Annotated in this window: 18 protein-coding genes; 12 read left to right on the top strand and 6 right to left on the bottom strand. The window is 71.1% G+C overall.

Features of this window, described 5'->3' with window-relative positions; all coding sequences use genetic code 11:
• The 6 genes from ABZ855_RS47065 to ABZ855_RS47040 form a co-directional block, all read left to right on the top strand.
• The coding region (locus ABZ855_RS47065) for an alpha-glucosidase C-terminal domain-containing protein (RefSeq protein ID WP_360819842.1) at positions 1 to 132 on the top strand (132 nt) is incomplete at its 5' end.
• Positions 133 to 162: 30 nt separating this feature from the next.
• The gene (locus ABZ855_RS47060; protein WP_360819836.1) at positions 163 to 1539 is read left to right on the top strand and encodes a maltokinase; all 1377 of its coding nucleotides are present in this window, start codon (positions 163 to 165) and stop codon (positions 1537 to 1539) included.
• Positions 1540 to 1574: 35 nt separating this feature from the next.
• Positions 1575 to 3806, top strand: coding sequence for a 1,4-alpha-glucan branching enzyme (glgB, locus tag ABZ855_RS47055; RefSeq protein ID WP_360819839.1), 2232 nt, complete (start codon positions 1575 to 1577; stop codon positions 3804 to 3806).
• Between the two features lie 71 nt (positions 3807 to 3877).
• Complete coding sequence (locus tag ABZ855_RS47050; RefSeq protein ID WP_360819833.1) at positions 3878 to 5788, top strand: AMP-dependent synthetase/ligase; 1911 nt, start codon at positions 3878 to 3880, stop codon at positions 5786 to 5788.
• A gap of 113 nt (positions 5789 to 5901) precedes the next feature.
• On the top strand, positions 5902 to 6795 hold the full coding sequence (locus tag ABZ855_RS47045) for a Gfo/Idh/MocA family oxidoreductase (RefSeq protein ID WP_360819830.1): 894 nt from the start codon (positions 5902 to 5904) through the stop codon (positions 6793 to 6795).
• A gap of 392 nt (positions 6796 to 7187) precedes the next feature.
• Complete coding sequence (locus ABZ855_RS47040) at positions 7188 to 7643, top strand: cyclic nucleotide-binding domain-containing protein (RefSeq protein ID WP_360819827.1); 456 nt, start codon at positions 7188 to 7190, stop codon at positions 7641 to 7643.
• A gap of 15 nt (positions 7644 to 7658) precedes the next feature.
• On the opposite strand, the gene ABZ855_RS47035 is transcribed toward ABZ855_RS47040, so the two are convergent.
• Together ABZ855_RS47035 and ABZ855_RS47030 are read right to left on the bottom strand one after the other, a co-directional pair.
• On the bottom strand, positions 7659 to 8999 hold the full coding sequence (locus ABZ855_RS47035) for an MFS transporter (protein ID WP_360819824.1): 1341 nt from the start codon (positions 8997 to 8999) through the stop codon (positions 7659 to 7661).
• Positions 9000 to 9032: 33 nt separating this feature from the next.
• Positions 9033 to 9764 carry a TetR/AcrR family transcriptional regulator gene (locus tag ABZ855_RS47030; RefSeq protein WP_360819821.1) on the bottom strand — a complete coding sequence of 244 codons (732 nt, stop codon included), beginning with the start codon at positions 9762 to 9764 and terminating at the stop codon, positions 9033 to 9035.
• Positions 9765 to 9889: 125 nt separating this feature from the next.
• Between ABZ855_RS47030 and ABZ855_RS47025 the strand changes: the two genes are divergently transcribed.
• Positions 9890 to 11107 (top strand): saccharopine dehydrogenase C-terminal domain-containing protein, encoded by a 1218-nt coding sequence (locus ABZ855_RS47025; protein ID WP_360819819.1) that lies wholly within the window; start codon positions 9890 to 9892, stop codon positions 11105 to 11107.
• A gap of 52 nt (positions 11108 to 11159) precedes the next feature.
• Here the strand turns inward: ABZ855_RS47025 and ABZ855_RS47020 are convergent, their stop codons facing one another.
• The gene (locus ABZ855_RS47020; RefSeq protein WP_360819816.1) at positions 11160 to 12584 is read right to left on the bottom strand and encodes a M1 family metallopeptidase; all 1425 of its coding nucleotides are present in this window, start codon (positions 12582 to 12584) and stop codon (positions 11160 to 11162) included.
• A 159-nt stretch (positions 12585 to 12743) separates the two neighbouring features.
• On the opposite strand from ABZ855_RS47020, the gene ABZ855_RS47015 reads away from it, so the two are divergent.
• Positions 12744 to 13121, top strand: a complete 378-nt coding sequence (locus ABZ855_RS47015) for a DUF488 family protein (protein WP_360819813.1) — start codon at positions 12744 to 12746, stop codon at positions 13119 to 13121.
• 21 nt (positions 13122 to 13142) lie between these two features.
• Here the strand turns inward: ABZ855_RS47015 and ABZ855_RS47010 are convergent, their stop codons facing one another.
• Positions 13143 to 14816 (bottom strand): FAD-binding dehydrogenase, encoded by a 1674-nt coding sequence (locus tag ABZ855_RS47010; RefSeq protein ID WP_360819810.1) that lies wholly within the window; start codon positions 14814 to 14816, stop codon positions 13143 to 13145.
• An 18-nt stretch (positions 14817 to 14834) separates the two neighbouring features.
• Positions 14835 to 15476: a TetR/AcrR family transcriptional regulator gene (locus ABZ855_RS47005; protein ID WP_360819807.1), complete on the bottom strand. Its 642-nt coding sequence runs from the start codon at positions 15474 to 15476 to the stop codon at positions 14835 to 14837.
• Between the two features lie 127 nt (positions 15477 to 15603).
• Between ABZ855_RS47005 and ABZ855_RS47000 the strand changes: the two genes are divergently transcribed.
• From ABZ855_RS47000 to ABZ855_RS46990, 3 genes are all read left to right on the top strand, one after another.
• Positions 15604 to 16230: an alpha-ketoglutarate-dependent dioxygenase AlkB gene (locus tag ABZ855_RS47000; protein WP_360819804.1), complete on the top strand. Its 627-nt coding sequence runs from the start codon at positions 15604 to 15606 to the stop codon at positions 16228 to 16230.
• Positions 16231 to 16320: 90 nt separating this feature from the next.
• Positions 16321 to 17061: an MBL fold metallo-hydrolase gene (locus ABZ855_RS46995; protein ID WP_360819801.1), complete on the top strand. Its 741-nt coding sequence runs from the start codon at positions 16321 to 16323 to the stop codon at positions 17059 to 17061.
• A 54-nt stretch (positions 17062 to 17115) separates the two neighbouring features.
• Positions 17116 to 18366, top strand: a complete 1251-nt coding sequence (locus ABZ855_RS46990) for a DUF4032 domain-containing protein (RefSeq protein WP_360819798.1) — start codon at positions 17116 to 17118, stop codon at positions 18364 to 18366.
• Position 18367: 1 nt separating this feature from the next.
• Here ABZ855_RS46990 and ABZ855_RS46985 read toward each other — a convergent pair whose 3' ends face one another.
• Positions 18368 to 19240, bottom strand: coding sequence for a universal stress protein (locus ABZ855_RS46985; RefSeq protein ID WP_360819795.1), 873 nt, complete (start codon positions 19238 to 19240; stop codon positions 18368 to 18370).
• A 63-nt stretch (positions 19241 to 19303) separates the two neighbouring features.
• Here ABZ855_RS46985 and ABZ855_RS46980 point away from each other — a divergent pair, with 63 nt between their 5' ends.
• On the top strand, positions 19304 to 19657 hold the full coding sequence (locus ABZ855_RS46980; RefSeq protein ID WP_360819792.1) for a VOC family protein: 354 nt from the start codon (positions 19304 to 19306) through the stop codon (positions 19655 to 19657).
• Positions 19658 to 19872 lie beyond the last annotated feature (215 nt).

Genomic DNA, 19872 nt, shown 5'->3' with positions numbered 1-19872 from the left:
CCCGTCGAACTCATCGGCGGAGTCCGCTTCCCCGCCATCGGCGAACTCCCCTACCTCCTCACCCTCGCCGGCCACGGCTTCTACTGGTTCCGGCTCACCAGACCAGCCCCGCGCACTGCCCGACGACCGTGAGTGTTCGTGCCCCGCGAAAGGAGCGTCACCATGCCGAAGACCGCGTCTCTTCGCCCGAGCGGGACGGCCCTCGCCGAGCCGTTGACCTCGCTCGGCGGTCTCCTGCGCGAGTGGCTGCCCCAGCAGCGCTGGTTCGCGGGCAAGGACCGGCCCGTCACCGACCTGGACCTGCTGTCGATGACCGAGCTGTTCCCGGGCTGTCTGCATCTGCTCGTCCGTACCGGTCACACGGCCGTCCCCACCCCCGGCGGCCCTCCCCCGCCCGGCGACTGCTACCAACTGCTCCTCGGTGTGAGGGATCGCCCGGCGACGCGGCTGAGACGGGCCCTCATCGGCCACGCGGACGAGGGGCCCCTGGCCGGGCTCCTGGTCTACGACGCCCTGCGCGACCCCCGGGCGGCGAGCCTGCTCCTCGAGCGCCTGCGGCACCCCGGAACAGCCGGACCGCTGCGCTTCGAGGCCGACCCCGGCATCGGCGTGCCCGCCGGACTCACCCCGCGTCTCCTCGACGTCGAACAGTCCAACTCCTCGCTCGTGTACGGCGACGCGTTCATCCTGAAGGTGCTCCGACGCGTCCAGCCGGGTGTCCATCCCGACCTCGAGGTGCCCGCCGCCCTCGCTCGGCAGGGCTGCGCCCGCGTCCCCGCCCCGGCCGCCTGGTTCCGCACCGACCTGCCTCAGGACGCGACTCTCGGGGTCCTCCAGCCCTACCTGCCCGGCGCCGCCGACGGCTGGACGCTGGCCCTGCGCGCCCTCGCCGCCGGACACCCCTTCACCGACGAGGCCCACGAATTGGGGCGGGCCACCGCCGACGTACACCTGGCCCTCGCGACCGCGTTCCCCGGCGACGCCCGCGACGTGCGGCACAGCAGGCGTACGGCGGCGGCGATGGCCGAGCGACTCGACGCCGCCGTGCACTGCGTACCGGCGTTGCGGCCGTACGCCCCGGGGCTGCGGGCCGCGTTCGACACCCTGGCCGGGCTCGACGCGGGTCCGGCCGCGCAGCGCGTCCACGGCGATCTGCACCTCGGGCAGGTGCTGCGCACCGGCGGAACCGGCGGCGACTGGTTCGTGATCGACTTCGAGGGCGAACCGTCCCGCCCGCTGGCGGAACGCCGCAGTGCCCAGTCCCCGGTGCGGGACATCGCGGGCATGCTGCGCTCCTTCGACTACGCCGCACGCACGCGCCTGCCGTGGCACCCCGAGTGGGCGTCGCGCTGCCGCGAGGCCTACTGCGCGGGGTATGCCGCCCGGGCGGGGTGGGACCCGCGCCGCGACCCGGGGCTGCTGTGCGCGTACGAGACCGACCGGGCCGTGTACGAGGTCGTCTACGAGGCTCGGCACCGCCCCGACTGGCTCCCCGTCCCCATGGCGGCGATCGAGCGACTCTCACTCCGAGGAGGCTGACAGCTGTGGCCCTGCACGATCCCTCACTCTCCGACATGCCGTCCCTGGGCAGGCCCGACGGCCTGTGGGAGCCCGGCGACAGGCAGCGGCTGCTCTCCGGCACCCATCACGATCCGCACGCGGTGCTCGGCGCGCATCCCGGACCGGGCGGCGTCGTCGTCCGTGCGCTGCGCCCGTACGCGCGTGGGGTGAGCGTGCTCGCGGACGGGCGGCCGGTGAGGCTCGACGACGACGGTGACGGGTTCTTCAGCGGCGTGCTCCCCCTCCGTCTCACCGGTACCGCGATGCCCGACTACACGTTGCTGGTGTCGTACGAGGACGGCGAATCGGAGATCGAGGATCCGTACCGTTTCCTGCCCGCGCTCGGTGAGCTGGATCTGCATCTCGTCCGGGAGGGCCGGCACGAGGAGCTGTGGAAGGCGCTGGGCGCCCGGCCGATGACCCACCAGGGCGTCACCGGCACCCGCTTCACCGTCTGGGCGCCGAACGCGCAAGGGGTCAGGGTGGCGGGGGACTTCACCTGCTGGGACGGTACCGCGCACCCGATGCGCTCCCTCGGCGCGGCCGGGGTGTGGGAGCTGTTCGTGCCGGGCGTGGGTGAGGGCGAGCGGTACAAGTTCGAGGTCGTGGGACGGGACGGCGGTCGGGTCATGAAGGCGGACCCGATGGCCCGGCGCACCGAGGTGCCGCCCGCGACGGCGTCCGTCGTCACCGCCTCCCACTACGAGTGGGGCGACAAGGAGTGGCTCGCCCGGCGGAACGGATCCGCCGTGCACGAGGAGCCGTTCTCCGTGTACGAGGTGCATCTCCCGTCCTGGCGACCTGGACTGACATATCGTCAGCTGGCCGAGGAGCTTCCCGCGTACGTCGCCGACCTGGGCTTCACCCATGTGCAGCTCATGCCGGTCGCCGAGCATCCCTTCGGCCCGTCCTGGGGGTACCAGGTCACCTCCTACTACGCCCCGACCGCCCGGCTGGGTTCGCCCGACGACTTCCGGTATCTGGTCGACGCGCTGCACCAGGCCGGTGTCGGTGTCCTGCTGGACTGGGTGCCGGCGCATTTCCCCAAGGACGACTGGGCGTTGGCCCGGTTCGACGGGACGTCCCTGTACGAGCCCGGGGACTCACGGCGGGCCGAGCATCCGGACTGGGGGACGTACGAGTTCGACCTCGGGCGCACCGAGGTGCGCAACTTCCTGGTCGCCAACGCCGTGTACTGGTGCGAGGAGTTCCATCTCGACGGGCTGCGGGTGGACGCGGTCGCCTCGATGCTCTACCTCGACTACTCGCGCGACTCGGGGCAGTGGACGCCGAACGTGTTCGGCGGGCGGGAGGATCTCGACGCGGTCGCCTTCCTCCAGGAGATGAACGCCACCGTGTACCGGCGGGTCCCCGGGGTCATGACCATCGCCGAGGAGTCCACGGCCTGGGACGGGGTGACCCGGCCCACCGACAGCGGCGGGCTCGGTTTCGGCCTGAAGTGGAACATGGGCTGGATGCACGACTCGCTCGGCTATATGTGCCATGAGCCGGTCCATCGCAAGTACCACCACCACGAGATGACGTTCTCCATGGTGTACGCGTACAGCGAGAACTACGTCCTGCCGATCTCCCACGACGAAGTCGTGCACGGCAAGCAGTCGTTGGTGTCGAAGATGCCGGGCGACTGGTGGCAGCAGCGGGCGAACCACCGCGCGTATCTCGGGTTCATGTGGGCCCACCCCGGCAAGCAACTCCTCTTCATGGGGCAGGAGTTCGCCCAGGGAGCGGAGTGGTCCGAGGCCGAGGGTCCCCACTGGTGGCTGCTGGACACCGAGTACGCCGCCGAGCCCGACCATCGGGGCGTCCGCGATCTCGTCCGCGACCTCAACACCGTCTACCGGCGCACCCCCGCCCTCTGGGAGCGGGACACCGACCCCGCCGGTTTCCGGTGGGTGGCCGGGGACGCCGCCGAGGACAACGTCTTCGCGTTCCTGCGGCACGACGCGCAGGGAGCGCCCCTGCTGGCCGTCAGCAACTTCTCGCCGGTGGTCCGGCACGAGTACCGCCTCGACGTTCCCGGCTCGGTCCCCGCCTGGCAGGAGGTCCTCAACACCGATGCCGCCCGCTACGGCGGTAGCGACGTCCTCAACTCCGGGACGCTGAAGCCCAGGTCGTCGGGCCTTCTGCTGACCCTGCCGCCGCTCGCGACGGTGTGGCTGGCTCCTTCGTCGAAGGTCCGTGGGAAAAACACTTCACAGTTCCCGACAACAAAGGCCGTGACCTGAGCTACATTCGTTCACCGTCGATAACTCCACCCGTCGGCGCGGTCACAGTCAGTACGATCCAGGAGCAGCGCATGCGCGACTTCGCCCTCGCTCCCCCCACCACCACCGCACCGCTGACGGGCGGTCTCGCCGACAGCGTCTTCGACACAGCCCTGCGCGAGCCGAACCTGCCGCAGATCGCGCGCCGCACCGACCCGGCCAAGCAGGTCTGGACGCGGGTGACGGCCGCCGAACTGCGGGACGAGGTCGTCGACCTGGCCAAGGGGTTCATCGCCTCCGGCATCTCGCCCGGCCACCGCGTGGCCATCATGGCCCGCACCCGCTACGAGTGGACGGTGCTCTGCTACGCGCTGTGGACGGTGGGCGCCGAGGTCGTGCCCATCTATCCGACCTCCTCGCGCGACCAGGTCGCCTGGATTCTCGCCGACTCGCAGTGCAGCGCCATCGTCGTGGAGGACGAGCAGGGCCTCATGACCGTCGGTTCGGTGTGCACTTCGCTGCCCCTGCTGCGCAACGTGTGGCAACTGGACGACGGCGCGCTGCCCCACCTCGTGGAGCTGGGGCGGTCGGTGCCGATGACCACGGTCGACTCGCTGCGCCGTATCGTGCTGCCGGACTCGGCCGCGGTGATCGCCTACACCTCCGGCACGACCGGGCATCCCCGGGGCTGCGCCCTGAGCCACCGCAATCTGGCCAGCCCGTGCGACACCCTCCTCGGGGGGTGGCGGCACACGGCGGCGCCGCCCGGTGAACAGCCCACGATCCTCGCCTTCCTGCCGTTCTCGCACGTGTACGGGCTGATGATCCAGGGCCTGTGTCTGCGCGGTGGCATGCTGATGGGCCATGAGCCCGACCTGGCCGGCGAGGCCCTGTCGGCGGCGCTGCTCTCGTTCAGGCCGACGTATCTGTACGCGGTCCCGTCGGTGTTCGAGAAGATCTACAAGAACTTCCTGCGCGCCGCCCAGAAATCCGGCCGGGGCAGCCTGTTCGAGCGGGCCGTCGGCACCGCGCGGGACTTCGCGACGGCTGTCGAACGCCAGCGGCTCGGCACCGGCTCCGGGCCCGGCTTCGACCTGCGGCTGCAACACGCCCTCTACGAGCGGACGGTGTACCGCAAACTCCGGGCCGCCCTGGGCGGGCGGGTCTGCGGCGCGGTCTCGGGCGGCTCGCCCCTCAACCGCGAACTCGCCCTGTTCTACGCGGGTATCGGTATCCCCGTCCACGACGGCTACGGCCTCACCGAGACCGGCGGCGGTGTCACCGCGCAGCCCGTGGGCCGCGAGAAGTTCGGGACGGTCGGGCAGCCGCTGCCGGGCACCGAGATCCGGGTCGCCGAGGACGGCGAGATCCTCGTGTACGGCGCCTCCGTCTTCCAGGGGTACGTGAACGACGACGCCGACACCCGGGCGGCGCTGCGGGGCGGCTGGCTGGCCACCGGGGACATCGGGCGGCTGGACCAGGAGGGGTATCTGACGATCACCGGGCGCAAGAAGGACATCATCATCACCAGCAGCGGCAAGAGTGTCGCCCCGGCCGCCCTGGAGCAGCGGTTGCGGATGCATCCGCTGGTGCACCAGGCGGTGATCGTGGGTGACAACCGGCCGTGCGTGGGTGCCCTGATCACCCTCGACCCGGATTTCCTGGCGCACTGGCGCGCCTCGCTGGCCCTCCAGGAGGACACACCGCACCGCCAGGCGCGGGAGGAGAACGCCCTGCGGGAGGAGATCGGACGGGCGGTCGCCGCCGCCAACAGCACGGTGTCGCGGTCCGAGTCGATCCGGGTGTTCCGGGTCCTCGCGGAACCCTTCGACCTCAGCAACGGCCTGCTGACCCCCTCGATGAAGCTGTGCCGGGACGCGATCGTGCGGCACTTCGCCTTCGAGATCGACGCGATGTACCAGGCCAGGACACGCTCCCCGCGCCCCGACCCGGCGGCGGAGGAACTCGCGCACTGGGACGACGCGGACAACGTGTTCCGCTGAGCGCACGGCACGTACCCGCCGCAGACCCTGCACGGACCATGGTTGACGGTACGGCGGACGGGCCCGCAGAGTGATCTCCGTATCGGCCTCCCCCTGTACGGATTGGACCTGCCGTGACCAGTACCGCCGCACCGTGGGCGCAGGCGCCCGTCAAGGTCGGGCTCGTCGGCGCCGGACCCTGGGCGCAGTGGGTGCACGCGCGCGTGCTGGCCGCCGGCCCCGAGACGGAGCTCGCCGGCGTCTGGGCGCGTCGCCCCGAGGCCGCTCAGGAGACGGCCGCCCCGTACGGGGTGCCGGTGGCCGCCCGGTTCGAGGAACTGCTCGACTCCTGCGAGGCGGTGGCGTTCGCCGTACCGCCCGCCGTCCAGGCCGAGCTCGCCCCGCGCGCCGCGAAGGCGGGCAAGGCGCTGCTGCTGGAGAAGCCCGTCGCGGAGGACCTGGCGGCGGCCCGGCAGCTGGTGGACGCGATCGACGAGGCGGGTGTCGTCTCCCAGGTGATCCTCACCAACCGCTACCACCCGAAGACCCGCCGGTTCCTGGAGGCGGCGAGGGAGGCGGACGTGTTCGGGGCGCGGGCGTGCTTTCTGAGCGATGCCTTCCTGGGCGGCCCCTTCGCGAGTCCCTGGCGGCTCGAGCACGGCGCGCTGCTCGATCTGGGACCTCATGTCCTCGATCTGCTCGACGCGGCCGTGGGGACCATCGTGCGGGTGCGCGGTGCGGGGGATCCGCGCCGCTGGGTCGAACTCACCTGCGAGCACGAGAACGGCGCGGTCAGCCAGGCCTCCCTGTCCGGTTCGGTGAACGTCCCGCAGGGGATCGCCCGTGTGGAACTCTTCGGCTCGGGCCCGGAGTTGGTGTTCGACAGCACCGAACTGGACCTCGAGGAGAGCTGGCCGGTACTGCGCCGCGAGTTCGCGACGGCCGTGCGCAGCGGTGTCGCCGGTGAGCTCGACGCCCGTCGGGGGCTGCGTCTGCAGACGCTGATGGCGCAGGTCTCCGAGGGCTGACCCCCGCGACCGGGCGTGACGTGGATCACGGCTGGCTTCGGGGTCGAGCCGGAACATCCCGGCGGGGCCGGCCGTTCTAGTCCACGTGGCTGCGGAGGGGACAGTGTCCCCGGGCCTCACCCATAGCCCATGGGGAAGATCGTTCGGCTGAAGCCCCATGGAGCCTTTCGCCGCGAGGCGACCGCCCTCCGCGTGCCACCACCTACGGCCCTGGCTGGTCTCCCCCGTCCAGCCAGGGCCTTCTTGTGTCAAAAAACCGAATTCATGCCTGCCGCCGAGGTGCTCGCCGCGTCCGCAACGGCTGAAATGGGTGTAGGGGAGCCACCGGAACCGGGTAGTGCGCTGCCATGGCGGACGACTTCCCTCCAGATCGCCGGCGAGGAGCCCTGCTCATGACCAAAGCGACGAAGCTGCTGACCGCCCTTCCCCCCGACCGTCGTGAGCGTCTGCTGGCGCTCGCGACGGAGGTGTCCTTCCCGGAGGACTGCACGATCTTCGAGGCGGGCGGCACCGCCGACCGGTTCTGGGTCGTCCGCTCCGGGGCGGTCTCCCTGGTGCAGCAGGTGACACCGGTGCAGCGGGTGACGGTGGCCAGTCTCGGCGCGGGCGATCTGCTCGGCTGGTCCTGGCTCTTCCCGCCCCATGAGTGGGACTTCGGCGCCGAGGCCTTCAGCCCCGTACGCGCCTACGAGTTCGACGCCTCGGCGGTGCTCGAACTCTGTGAGCAGGACCCGGCCCTCGGGATGCAACTGGTGCGGGTCATCGCCGAGATCCTCGCGCATCGGCTGGAGCTGACCCGGGGCCGGCTGATGGAGCACTTCTCGCTGCACAAGCGGGGGCCGGGGTGAGGAGGTCCGGGCCGGTCATCGGACGCGGTAGCGGCGCAGCGCCGGCATCGCGGCTGTCAGGGCCAGGGTGACGGCGACGACCAGGAGTCCGCCCCCGGCGACGGCGGTGCGCGGTCCGAGGGCGGATGCCGTGGTGCCGTGCAGAAGGTCGGCCAGGCGGGGTCCGCCCACCACGACCACCGTGAAGACGCCCTGCATCCGGCCGCGCATCTCGTCGGTCACCGCCGACAGCAGGATCGCCATCCGGAAGACACCGGAGACCATGTCGGCGACCCCGGCGATGACCAGGAACGCCGCGGCCACCCACAGGCTGGTGCTCAGCCCGAATCCCGTGATCGCCAGCCCCCAGGCGACGACCGCGCCGATCACCATCCAGCCGTGCCGGCGCGCCCGCGAGAACGTGCCGGAGAACAGACCGCCGAGCACCGCGCCCACGGGGATCGCCGCGAACAGCAGGCCGAGGGCGAATCCCTCCCCGTACGGGGCGTACGTCTGGGCGGCGAGCTGCGGGAAGAGGGCGCGGGGCATGCCGAAGACCATGGCGACGATGTCCGCGAGGAAGGAGAGCAGGAGCACCTTGTGCAGGGCGATGTAGCGGAATCCGGCCGCGATCTCCCGTGCGCCCGCCTTCCGGGAGGCCGCCGGTCCCGGCGGCAGCGAGGGCAGCCGTACGACGGACCACAGGGTGACGCACAGGGCGAGCGCGTCGATGAGGTACAGCTCGGCGAGGCCCACCACGGGTATGAGGGTGCCGGCGAGCAGCGGTCCCGCGACCAGGCCGGTGTGCATGACGGTCATTCCCAGGGCGTTGGCGGCGGCCAGTTCCTCCTCGGGGACCAGTTGGGCGACGACGGCGCTGCGGGCCGGTGAGTTCAGGCCGAAGAACGCCTGCTGGACGGCGAGCAGGATCATCAGGGTCGCCACCGAGTCCAGGCCGACCAGGGCCTGGATCCAGAACAGCAGCGAGGTGACGGCGATGCCTGTGTTGGTGATCAGCAGCAGCTTGCGGCGGTCCATGCTGTCGGCGACGGCGCCGCCCCACAGGGCGAACACGACGAGGGGCAGGAGCCCGGCGAGGCTCGCGTAGCCGACCCAGGCGGAGGACTGGGTGATGTCGTAGATCTGCTTGGGCACGGCGACGGCGGTGAGCTGGCTGCCGACGGCGGTGACGGCGGTCGAGGTCCACAGACGGCGGTAGGCGGGGCGGCGCAGGGGCCGGGTGTCCATGGCCCAGCGGCGCCGGCCCGGGCGGGGCTCGGTCGTGGGCTCGGCTGTGGACTCGGTTGTGGGCTCGTCCGAGGGCGCGGTCGGCTGGGGTTCCGAGTCGTTGCCTGTGTTGTTGTCGCTGGGGTCCACGGGTGTCCTGGCTGCTGGTTACATCCAATCGGCTCAGCTTTCAATATCACAGATCCTGCCGGGGCCTTCTGCGGCGAGTGTCCCGGCGGCGCTGTCCAGCAGCATGTCGAGGGCCGTCGGATAGGCGCTGGCGACCATGCGGGCGGCGAGCAGCGGGGCCGCTTCGGCGATCCGGGGGTGGGTGCTGCGGGGCAGACGGGCGTAGGTCGAGCGCCACATGTCCTCGTCGGCGGTGAGGCTGGCGCGCGGCAGGGCCAGGGAGGCGGCGTCGAGGGCGGCGAAGGCCAGCGTCTGGTCGATGAAGGCGTGGTAGATCCGTACCGTCTCCGGCAGCGGGAAACCGGCCGTGCGCAGGACGTCGAGGATGGCCTCGTCGGCGGCCAGTTCGTTTGCGCGGCCCGTGACGCGGCTGGCGGTCAGCACCGCGGCCTGGGGATGGCCGACGTACACGGCGTGGATGCGCAGTCCGATGGCGCGCAGGTCGGCCTGCCACTCCCCCGTGGGCCGCCAGCCCTGGAGTGCCTGGCCGATGAGCGCGTCGCCGATGGCGAGGGTCAGGTCGTCCATGCCGCGGAAGTAGCGGTAGAGGGTGCTGGGGTCGGCGTCCAGGGCCAGGCCCAGCCGGCGGGCGGTGAGGCCGGCGCTGCCGTGTTCGCGGAGCATGCGCAGGGCGGTGTCGACGATCAGCCGCTCGGACAGCACGGTGCCGCTCCTGGTGGGACGGCGACGCCGGCGCTTCTCCTCCGGCACTACCTGCTTCGGCACGGCGATCCCCTTCGATCCGCTTCGGTTCTTATGCCAACGCCATTGACCTTAGACGAGGGCGAGGCGTTGGATCGGCGGACAACGGCGTCGGAACCTTTACGAACCTCGCAAAAGGGAGTTCTGCCATGCGTGTGCTGCTCGTCGGAGCCGGCGGTGTGGGGACCGCGATCACCCGGATCGCCGCCAGGCGGTCCTTCTTCGACCTGATGGTGGTGGCCGACTACGACCCGGTGCGCGCCGAGGCCGCGGTGGCCGCGCTCGATGCCGGCGACCGGTTCGTGGCGGAGCGGGTCGACGCGTCCGACGAGGCGGCGGTGGCGGAACTGCTGACCCGGCACGGGTGCGACGTCCTGCTCAACGCGACCGACCCGCGCTTTGTGATGCCGCTGTTCCGCGCGGCCCGCGCCGCAGGAGTCACCTATCTGGACATGGCGATGTCCCTGTCACGCCCGCACGCCGAGCGGCCCTACGAGGAGTGCGGGGTCAAGCTCGGGGACGAACAGTTCGCGGCGGCGGACGAGTGGGCGAAGGCGGGCGCGCTGGCCCTGGTCGGCGTGGGTGTGGAGCCGGGCATGTCCGATGTGTTCGCCCGGTACGCGGCCGACGAACTCTTCGACGAGATCGAGGAGATCGGCATCCGGGACGGGGCGAACCTCACCGTGGACGGCTACGACTTCGCACCGTCCTTCAGTATCTGGACGACGATCGAGGAGTGCCTGAACCCGCCGGTCGTCTACGAGACGGGCCGGGGCTGGTTCACCACACCGCCCTTCAGCGAGCCGGAGGTGTTCGACTTCCCCGAGGGCATCGGTCCGGTGGAGTGCGTGAACGTCGAGCACGAGGAGGTGCTGCTCGTGCCGCGCTGGATCGACGCGCGCCGCGTCACCTTCAAGTACGGCCTGGGCGAGGAGTTCATCCAGACCCTCAGGACGCTGCATCTGCTCGGCCTGGACCGCACCGACCCCGTGACCGTCCCTGGCGCCGCCGGCCCGGTCGCCGTGTCGCCCCGGGACGTCGTCGCCGCCTGTCTGCCCGACCCGGCGACGCTGGGCGACCGTATGCACGGCAAGACATGCGCGGGGACCTGGGTCAAGGGCACGAAGGACGGGGCGCCGCGCGAGGTGTACCTGTACCACGTGGTCGACAACCAGTGGTCGATGGCGGAGTACGGCTCCCAGGCGGTGGTGTGGCAGACGGCCGTCAATCCGGTCGTCGCCCTGGAACTCGTCGCCACCGGCGCCTGGTCCGGTACGGGTGTCCTGGGCCCGGAGGCGTTCCCGGCCCGCCCCTTCCTGGACCTGCTGACGGCGTACGGCTCGCCGTGGGGCATGCGCGAGCAGTGAGACGCACTCCCCGGGCCGGAACCCGGGGAGCGGGGTGTGACGCCGGGGCGGCCTACGGCGCGGAGGGCTTGCCCTTCGTGCCTATCCAGGTCCGGAACAGCTTGTCCAGGTCCTTGCCGGAGATGTGCTCGGCGAGGGCGGTGAACTGGGCGGTCGTGCCGTGGCCGCCCCGGTGCTGGGTGGCCCAGGTGCGCAGGATCTTGAAGAACGCCGGGTCACCGACCGCCTTGCGGAGCTTGTGCAGCGCCATGGCACCGCGGTCGTAGACGGGCCTGCCGAAGATGTTCGCGCCGCTGCCCGGGTTGGCGGGCGGGAAGGACCACAGCTCGTCGTTCTTGGCCGTGGCGTACAGGCCGTCGAAGGTCTTCTGGGCGCTCGGTCCGCCGTGCTGTTCCGCGTACAGCCACTCCGCGTAGGTGGCGAAGCCCTCGTTGAGCCAGATGTCCTTCCAGCTGGTGAGGGCGACGGAGTCGCCGAACCACTGGTGCGCGCTCTCGTGGACGAGGGTGCTCAGGTCGGGTGCCTGGTCGTACACGGGACGGGTCTGCGTCTCCAGCGCGAAGCCGACCTGCGGGGCGCGGTCGACGATCGCTCCGGCGGCGCGGAACGGATAGGGGCCGAAGAGCTTCGCCTCCCAGTCCAGGACGGACGGCAGCTTCCTCAGTACGGGCGCGGCGGCGGAGGCCTCGCGCGGGTCGACGGCGTTGTAGACCTTGATGCCGCCGCGGGTGGTGTACTGCTCGACCTTGAACTTCCCGACCGTCGCCGTGGCCAGGTAGGAGGCCATCGGCTCCGTCTGGCGCCAGCGGAAGGTGGTCTTGCCGCCGGCTGTCCGTTGGCTCAGCAGCACGCCGTTGGCGACGGCGGTGCGCCCCTGGGGGACGGTGATCGTGAAGTCGTAGGAGGCCTTGTCCTTGGGGTGGTTGTTGCCCGGGAACCAGCTCATGGAGCCCTGTGGCTCGCCGGCGACGAACGCCCCGTCGTCGGTGGTGATCCAGCCGTCCTTCGAACCGTCAGGGTCGATGACCGCCTTGGGCACGCCCGTGTAGCTCACGGCGACCTGGAACGTCTGGTTCTTGTTCAGGGCGCGGCGAGGGCTGACGGTCAGTTCCTGCCCGGAGCGCCGGAAGTTCGCGTTGACGCGGTCGACGGTGAGCGCGGTGACCTTCAGTCCGCTGAGGTCGAGGTTGAAGCGGGTCAGTTTCTGGGTGGCGCGGACGGTGAGCACGGCCCTGCCGTCGAGGCGGCGGCTGGTGGGGTCGTAGCGGAGGTGCAGGTCGTAGTGGCCGACGTGGTAGCCGCCGTTTCCGGACAGCGGGAAGTACGGGTCCCCGACACCGGAGGTGCCTGTCGTCGCGGCTCCCGCGGGGCCGGCGGCGGCCAGGAGGGCTGCGAGAGCGACGGGTACGGTCGCGACGACGGCGTCACGACGGAGAACGGCGGTGGGTCTGCCTGCGTACTTCCTGGGGCGTCTCACGCGAGCTCCTACGGTATGGGATCTGATCGTCTTCAGGGTTTTCACCATAGAGGCGTCACCGCGAGGATTCCTCCTCCTTATGGTCAAGTTGCGACCCCTCACGACCAGGCACATCATTCTTTCGGTCAGGTATCTCCGCGACCACCCGGGAGGCCGCTCGTGACCGTCCGTGTCCGCCGTGTCTACGAACCTCCTGAGCCGGAGGACGGCACCCGCGTCCTGGTCGACCGGCTGTGGCCGCGCGGTCTGTCCAAGGAGGCGGCGCACGTCGACGAGTGGCCGAAGGCCATCACGCCGTCGACCGAGCTGCGCCGCTGGCACCACGCCCAGGAGGACACCCCCGACGCCGAGAAGGAGTTCCGGCGCCGTTACAAGGCAGAGCTGGCCGAGCCCGACGCGGTGGAGCGCCTGGACGCGCTGCGCGTTCTGGCCGGCGAGGGACCGGTGACGCTCATCACCGCCACCAGGTCCCCCGCGCAGAGTCACGCCTCAGTGCTGGCCGAACTGCTGACGTCCGGGGGCGGGGGAAAGCACTGACTTCGTGAGGTGCTGAGAGTTTCAGGCGGTCGCCCGCGCCGCCGCCCGCCCGGCCGCTCGGCCCGAGAAGAGGCAGCCACCGAGGAAGGTGCCCTCCAGGGCGTTGTAGCCGTGGACGCCTCCGCCGCCGAAGCCCGCGACCTCGCCGGCCGCGTACAGCCCCTCCACGGGCTCGCCCTGCGCGCCCAGCGCGCGTGAGTCGAGGTCCGTCTGGATGCCGCCGAGGGTCTTGCGGGTGAGGGTGTGGAGCTTGACGCCGATGAGCGGGCCGGCCTCGGGGTCGAGGACGCGGTGCGGGACGGCGGTGCGGCCGAGCCGGTCGCCGATGTAGCGGCGGGAGTTGCGGATGCCCTGGACCTGGGCGTCCTTGCTGTACGGGTTGGCGATCTGGAGGTCGCGGGCCTCGATCTGACGGCGCACCCGGTCCACGTCGAGCAGCGGCTTGTCGGTCAACTCGTTCATCTTTCCGATGAGTTGGTCGAGGCCGCCGGCGACCACGAAGTCCGCGCCGTGCTTGACGAAGTCGGCCACCGGACCGGGGGCGCCCTTGCCGAGGATGCGCTCCTTGAGGAACGCCTTGCGGTTCTTGGCGGTGATGTCGGGGTTCTGCTCGGAGCCCGACAGCGCGAACTCCTTCTCGATCATCCGCTGGGTGAGGATGAACCAGGAGTGGTCGTACTCGGCGATGTCCTCCGTGGTGCGCAGGTACTTGAGGGTGCCGAGGGTGTCGTAGCCGGGCAGGCAGGGGTCGGGCAGGCGGCGGCCGAGGGCGTCGAACCACATGGAGGACGGGCCGGGCAGGATGCGGATGCCGTGGCCGGGCCAGATCGAGTTCCAGTTCTGGATGCCCTCGGTGTAGTGCCACATGCGGTCGCGGTTGACCAGCCGCACGCCAGCCTCGGCGCTGATGTCGAGCATCCGCCCGTCGACGTAGGCCGGTACGCCGGTGACCATCTCGGCCGGTGCCGTGCCGAGCCGCTCGGGCCAGTACCGGCGCACGATGTCATGGTTGGCGCCGATGCCGCCGGTGGTGACGATCACGGCCTGGGCGGTGAGTTCGATGTCGCCGACGCGGTCCCGGTTGGACGCCACTCCGCGCGGCGAGGTGTCCTCGGCGAGGAGCGTGCCGCGTACGCCGCGCACTGCGCCCTCCGTGACGACGAGCTCGTCGACCTGGTGGCGGTGGTAGAAGGTCAGCAGGCCGGCCCGGGAGGCCTGCTTGGCGCTGAGCACGAACGGTTCGACGACCCCGGTGCCGGTGCCCCAGGAGACGTGGAAGCGCGGTACGGAGTTGCCGTGTCCGTGGGCGCGCAGGTCGCCGCGCTCGGCCCAGCCGACCGTCGGCAGGAACGAGATGCCGTGACCGGCGAGCCAGGACCGCTTCTCCCCGGCCGCGAACTCGACGTAGGCGCGCGCCCATTTCACCGCCCAGGAGTCCTCGTCGTCGACGCGGTCGAACTGGGCGCTGCCCTGCCAGTCGCTCCAGGCGAGGTCGAAGGAGTCCTTGATGCCGAGGCGTCTTTGCTCCGGCGAGTCGACGAGGAACAGCCCGCCGAAGGACCAGAAGGCCTGGCCGCCGAGGTTGGCGGCGTTCTCCTGGTCGACCAGTGCGACCCGGCGGCCCTTGCTGGTCAGCTCGTGGGCCGCAACCAGTCCGGCGAGGCCGGCTCCGACGACGATGACGTCCGCATCCATGGCGACCGTTGTCCTTTCTCATCCGCCGCTGTGCGCGGCCGGGTTGTCATGGCCGTCGGTCAGCAGTGCGGTGAGCAGCTGCTTCAGCCACGCACGCGCGTGCTCGACGTCCTTGTCCAGCAGCAGTTGGGTCGTGACCCCGTCGTACGCGGCGATCACCGCGTGGGCGGCGCCCTCGGTGTCGCCGAGTACGGCGGGCAGTTCGGTGTGTCCGGTGGCCCGGGCGAGCCGGTCCGCGACGGCCCGGCGCAGCCGCTCGCGGTGTTCCAGGAGGGTCTGGGCGAGGGCCGGGATCCGGGCCGCGTGGACCAGGAAGTCGGTCTTGACCAGCAGCCAGTCATGGTCGAGCAGCAGGATCTCGGTGACCCGGTCGACAGCCGCCGGCACGTCGAGATCCGGGCCGTCCAGGGCTAGCGCCCCCGCGACCTGTTCGGCGATCAGTGCGGCCCGCTCCCCGTAGAGGGCGAAGAACAGCTCGTCGAGGCTGTCGAAGTTGGAGTAGAACGCGCCTCTGCTGTAGCCGGCCGCCTCGCAGACCTCTTCGATCGAGACCCGCCCGAAGCCCTTCGCGGCGAACACCGCGAACGCGGCCTCCAGCAGATTGGCCCGTGTCCGCACGCGTCGCTTGGTCACCCGCCCCGTCGTTCCCTCGACCGCCATGTCCGGCCCTCCGTTCGATACAGGAATGTATCCGATACATCGATGTATCCGAAGGGGTTCCGGCAGGCGATATCACGCCACTCATCAAATAGGAACGTACATTCGAATGCCGGAGTAGGCTGATGCCATGACCGCGCATCTTCAAGGCTCTCTCTTCGACCAGACCGACGAGATCCGGCTCGGCCCACTGGCCGGAATGCGCCGTACTCCCTTGACCCACCGCGCCTGGATCGACGAACTCCCCGGCTGGCTCCACGGTGCCGACGCCCTGTTCGAAGTACTGGCGGCGGAGGTTCCCTGGCGGGCCGAGCGCCGCACGATGTACGACCACGTCGTGGACGTCCCCCGGCTGCTGGCCTACTACGGCGTCGGCGACCCGCTGCCGCACCCGGTGCTGGCCGAGGCGCGCGACGCGCTCTGCGCGCACTACGCCGACGAACTCGGGGAACCGTTCACCACCGCCGGGCTGTGCCACTACCGGGACGGGCGGGACAGCGTCGCCTGGCACGGGGACCGGATCGGGCGCGGCGCACGTGAGGACACCATGGTCGCCATCCTGTCCGTCGGCACACCGCGCGACCTTCTGCTGCGGCCGGTGCACGGCGGCGAGACACTGCGGCGTCCGCTCGGGCACGGGGACCTGATCGTCATGGGCGGCTCCTGCCAGCGGACCTGGGAGCACGCCATTCCCAAGAGCACACGGACCACGGGCCCGCGGATCAGCATCCAGTTCCGGCCACAGGGCGTTCGGTGAGCACCGGACGACCCGACCCGTCGTGAGCCGCTCCCCCGCGATCTGCTTTGCTGTGCGCCATCCGGCAGCGCACTGCAGAACGGGAAGAACATGCGGGCAGACGTCCAGCAAGTCGCCGATGGCATTTACCTCGTACACGGAAGCAACACCAACTGGGTGATCCTCACCGAGGGGGACGCCACCACACTGATCGACACCGGCTACCCCGGCGACCGGGAACTGGTGCTCGACTCGCTGGCGCAGGTGGGGAGTTCGCCGGAGGCGGTTGCGGCGGTACTCGTCACGCACGCGCACAACGACCACATCGGCTCGGCCGAGTACCTGCGCTCCACGTACGGCACGCCGGTGCTGACGCACGAGGCCGAAGTGCCGCACGCGCGCCGGGACTTCCTGCACCAGGTGAGCGTCGGGGACGTGCTCAGGAACGGGTGGCGGCCGGGGGTGCTCCCCTGGGCGGTGCACGCGATCCGCTCCGGCGGTACCGCGCAGGTGCCGGTCGGCGAGCCGCAGCCGTTCCCGGAGGCGCTCGACCTGCCGGGCGGGCCCATCCCCGTCCACACCCCCGGGCACACCGACGGACACTGCGCCTTCCATCTCCCGGACGCCGGTGTCGTGGTCACCGGCGACGCCCTGGTCAGCGGGCACCCGACCTCCCGGCTCAAGGGCCCGCAGCTGCTGCCCGACATGTTCCACCGTGAGCGCGCGCGTGCGGTGGCCTCGCTGGACCTGCTGGAGAAGCTCACCGCCGACGTCGTCCTGCCCGGCCACGGGCCCGTGCACCACGGCGGCGTGCGGGAGGCGGCCGGGCTGGCACGGGAGCGGGCCCATTGACCAGGCGTTCTAGAGTGGGCTGACGATCACCCGCGGAACGAGAACGGTCGAGCCATGGCATTGCAGATCAGCGCCACCAACCCCGAGCACCCCGCACTCCTGCTCGAGCTGCCGTGGCACCTCCCGCTGGAGGAGTGGCCCGACCGCTATCTCGTTCCGCTGCCGCGCGGTATCTCCCGGCACGTCGTGCGCTACGCGCGTGCCGGGGAAGAGGTCATAGCGGTCAAGGAACTGGCGGAACGCCCTGCCCTGCGCGAGTACGAGCTGCTGCGGGACCTGGACCGGCTCCGCATCCCGGCCGTCGACCCCCTGGCCGTCGTCACCGGGCGCGCCGACGACCACGGCGGCGCCCTGGAACCCGTACTGATCACCCGCCACCTGGGCGGCTCCATGCCGTACCGCTCGATGTTCGAGACGACAATGCGCCCGGCCACCATGCACCGGCTGATGGACGCGCTGGCCGTCCTGCTGGTGCGGCTCCACCTCGCCGGGTTCGCCTGGGGCGACTGCTCCCTGTCCAACACGCTCTTCAGGCGGGACGCGGGCGCGTACGCCGCGTACCTGGTCGACGCCGAGACGGGCGATCTGCACCCGCAGCTCAGCGACGGCCAGCGCGAGTACGACCTCGATCTCGCCCGGGTGAACATCAGCGGTGAGCTGCTGGACCTGGAGGCGTCCGGCGCGCTGCACCCCTCCGTGGACCCGATCGAGTTCGGCATGGAGATCTGCGCCCGCTACCAGCGGCTGTGGCAGGAGCTGACCCGCACCTCCGTCTACCCGGCGGGCAAGTACCACTACATCGAGCGCCGCATCCGGCGCCTCAACGAGCTCGGTTTCGACGTCGCCGAGATGCAGATCGAGCACTCCTCGAACGGCGACACGGTGACCTTCGTACCGAAGGTCGTCGACGCCGGCCACCACCAGCGGCAGCTGCTGCGGCTGACCGGGCTGGACACCGAGGAGAACCAGGCGCGGCGGCTGCTGAGCGACCTGGAGAGCTGGATGGCCACCCAGGACGACTACGAGCCCGGCGACCCCCTGGGGGCCAGCCCGGAGGTGCTCGCGCACAGGTGGGTGCGGGAGGTGTTCCGGCCGACCGTGCGGGAGGTGCCGCGCGAGCTGCGCGGGAACGTGGACCCGGCCGAGATCTACCACCAGCTCCTCGAGCACCGCTGGTACCTGTCCGAGCGGGCGCAGCACGACATCGGTCTCGACGAGGCGGTCAAGGACTACATCGTCAACATCCTGCCCAAGGCCCGCCAGTCGCTGCCCCTGCCGACGGACGAGGCGGCGCCGCCCGTCTGAGTCAGTCGTGCGGGACGACGGCCACCGGGCAGTGCGCGTGGTGCAGCACGCCGTGGGCGACCGAGCCGATCCGCGCGCCCACGGCCGAGCGGTGGGCACGCCGTCCGACAACCAGGAGCTGCGCCCGTGCGGCGGCCGACAGCAGTACCTCGCCCGCGCTGCCCATCTCGACGTGCTGGGTGACGGGTACCTCGGGGAAACGCTCGCGCCACGGCTCCAGCGCGGCGGACAGCGCGTTCTTCTCGTACGGTTCCATGCCGCCGGCCTCCTCCAGGAGCTTCAGCGATCCCGGGCTGTACGCGAACAACGGCGGCAGACTCCACGCGCGTACGGCGAGGACCCCCGCGCCACGGGCCGCCGCGGCCTCGAACGCGAACCGCAGGGCGGGCCCGCTCTCCTCCGGGTCACCGTGCTGGCCCACGACGACCTCACGCCCGGCGGCCTCGTCGGAGGCGCGGTCCTCGGCCCGGACGAGCACGACGGGCCGCGCGGACTCGGCGATCACATGCTGTCCGACGGAGCCGAGCAGGAACCCGACGATCGCCCCGTGTCCACGGGAGCCGAGCACCAGCATCTCGGCCCCCGCCGCGGCCTCGGCGAGGGAGTCCGCCGCACCGCCCTCCACCACGTCGACGGTGACGTCCAGCTCCGGATGCCGTTCGGCGACGCCCTGCGCGGCCTCGTCCACGCCCTCCCGCACCCACTGGTCGTGGGTCTCCCGGCTCGCGGCCCCGAACGCCTGGTCCGGCACCAGCTGCCAGGCGTGCACCACCCGCAGCGGGAGGTCGCGGCGTACGGCCTCGCGGGCGGCCCAGGCCAGCGCGGCGTGGCTCTCGGGCGTTCCGTCCACTCCTGCCGTGATCGGGCGTGTCATTCGGTTGCCTCCGGGTCATGATCTTGGATGCGTACAGCGCCCAGTCTTCACTACGCTGATCACATGACCTTGGAATGGGAACAAGTGATCGTTGACGCGGCGGACCCGGTGGCACTGGGCCGCTGGTGGGCCGACGCGCTCGGCTGGGTGGTCGTCGACGACTCCCACGACGTATACGAGATCCGGCCGACCCCGGACCGGATGCCCGGCCTGCTCTTCGTACCCGTCCCGGAGGCGAAGACGATCAAGAACCGGCTGCATCTCGACTTCCGGCCCGACGACCGGCAGGCCGAGGTCGACCGGCTGGTCGCCCTCGGTGCGCGGCACGCGGACATCGGCCAGGGAGAGCAGTCCTGGACCACCCTGCTGGACCCGGAGGGCAACGAGTTCTGCGTGCTGGGTTCGCGGCGGAACTGACCGACGCGAAGCAGGGCCATCGAACATACGATGGCTGAAAGGTGGCGCGGCACCGGGCTGCGCCGACCGGTGATTCCGATCGTTCGGGGTGGGAGACGTATGGCACAGGCCGCGGACGCTGCGCGGACCGTCATCATGACCGTGGACGACGACCCCGGGGTGTCCCGGGCCGTCGCCCGTGACCTGCGGCGGCGCTACGGCGAGTCCTACCGGAT

It is taken from the genome of Streptomyces sp. NPDC047042 (genome assembly GCF_040644035.1).
GTDB lineage: Bacteria > Actinomycetota > Actinomycetes > Streptomycetales > Streptomycetaceae > Streptomyces.
This window is presented reverse-complemented; position numbering and strand designations above follow the sequence as displayed.